Source organism: Psychrobacter sp. T6-1, from assembly GCF_052258445.1.
Genome location: NZ_JBQQFC010000421.1, coordinates 1 through 1,623, shown reverse-complemented (window position 1 = coordinate 1,623; position 1,623 = coordinate 1). Strand labels below are relative to the sequence as shown.

At 43.4% G+C, this 1,623-nt stretch carries 2 protein-coding genes; one reads left to right on the top strand and one right to left on the bottom strand.

Going from position 1 to position 1,623, the window contains the following annotated elements; genetic code table 11:
- The first annotated feature begins 14 nt into the window (after positions 1–14).
- On the top strand, positions 15–623 hold the full coding sequence (locus ACTXGO_RS13430) for a peroxidase-related enzyme (protein ID WP_443543570.1): 609 nt from the start codon (positions 15–17) through the stop codon (positions 621–623).
- Positions 624–711: 88 nt separating this feature from the next.
- Here the strand turns inward: ACTXGO_RS13430 and ACTXGO_RS13425 are convergent, their stop codons facing one another.
- Positions 712–1,293: a tetratricopeptide repeat protein gene (locus tag ACTXGO_RS13425; protein ID WP_443543568.1), complete on the bottom strand. Its 582-nt coding sequence runs from the start codon at positions 1,291–1,293 to the stop codon at positions 712–714.
- Between the last annotated feature and the right edge of the window lie 330 nt (positions 1,294–1,623).

The window sequence follows — 1,623 nt, the reverse complement described above, 5'->3', positions numbered from 1 at the left end:
AAAGGAGATGACCTATGAGTGACACTGCAATGGAGTCTACATCGAGCACGCCGATTAGTCGCTACCCTGTACCAGATATAGACAGCTTGCCTGATGATATTCGAGAGCGCATACTGGCAGTACAAGAAAAAGCGGGATTTATCCCAAATGTGTTTTTGACCTTGGCATATCGTCCTGCGGAGTTTAGAGCGTTTTTTGCTTATCACGATGCGATTATGGAGCGAGAGGGCAGCACGCTGAGCCCCGCTGAAAAAGAGATGATCATCGTCGCTACCAGCGCCGCTAATGGATGCCAGTATTGCGTCATCGCTCATGGGGCACTGCTGCGCATATTTGCCAAAGCGCCGCTGTTAGCCGATCAAATCGCGATCAACTACTTGCATGCGCCGATCAGTGCTCGCCAAAAAGCGATGCTGGCATTTGCGATGAAGCTCTCTGGCACCCCAGAACTAATCAAAGACTCAGACTATGCAGATCTTAAAGAGCACGGCTATGATGATGAGGATATTCTAGATATTGCTGGCATCACAGCGTTCTTTGGCTTGTCCAATAGAATGGTTATCGCAATGAATATGCAGACTAATGCGGAGTTTTATACGATGGGGCGCGAACCAAGAAAGTAGCTGTTTATATATCCTCAAACACAAAAAATCCAGCATATACGCTGGATTTTGATGGTTTTAGACTAAATGGTTTTAAACTATAAAAGACTTATTTACTTTGAAACCAAGTATCCGCTTTAGAGCGGGCACTAGCGATATCTGAGCTAGATAGATTCAATGCCAACTGACCGATTTTTCCACGGGCTTTACTACGTACCTTTTCATCGAGCATGCCATCGCGAGCAGCGAGATCATACCACTTATAAGCGTCGACTAGATTTTTTTGCTTTTCATCGAGTAGCGCAAGCGTATAGCTGGCACGGTTATCTCCGCTCATCGCCGCTTTTTCTAACCATTTGCGAGCTTGCTGGATGTTTGGCTGGACGCCTTCGCCGCGCAAGTACATGATAGCGAGATTAAGCTGGGCAGGCGCGACGCCTTGCTCGGCTGCACGCGTATACCACTCGATAGCTTTTGAGGTGTTTTGAGCGACATCTTGACCTTTTTGCAAGCGTTTGGCTAGATAGAACTGCGCATGATCATTACCTTGTGCGGCGCGAGCAGATAGCTCACTGACAGGCATCAGCTCAAAGCGTGAGGTATCTAATGGAATATTAGCAATCAGTTCAGCATTGGCTAAACCTGCACAAGAAAAAAGGGCAGTAAACAAGGCAGCTTTTAATAGTTTCATAGCGGCTCCAAAATAGGGCGGTTAGTTAATGGGATACATTTAGCTTAGAATTTTAAATAGCATTAGTAGCTATATGACCTATAGTGACAGCAACTCATTGAACTATTAAGTGATTTTAGATCCATAAGTAATAGTAAAGCGGCGGATAAAGGTCGTAATTGACAATATTTGATTAGCTTACCATCCAAGGTTACAAAACTCAAATACTAATTACTTGTTTTAACACTGGTTTTTTATTTGTATTTGGTAACAAAGTTATACAGATTCGTATTTGGCACAACAAAGGTAATTAACATTACTGTTATAAGTATAAGTATAAGTATAAGTATA

Excerpts from the sequence above, each read along its gene's own strand:
- ACTXGO_RS13425 (WP_443543568.1), bottom strand. The coding sequence starts at position 1,293 with ATGAAACTATTAAAAGCTGCCTTGTTTACTGCCCTTTTTTCTTGTGCA.
- ACTXGO_RS13430 (WP_443543570.1), top strand. The coding sequence starts at position 15 with ATGAGTGACACTGCAATGGAGTCTACATCGAGCACGCCGATTAGTCGC.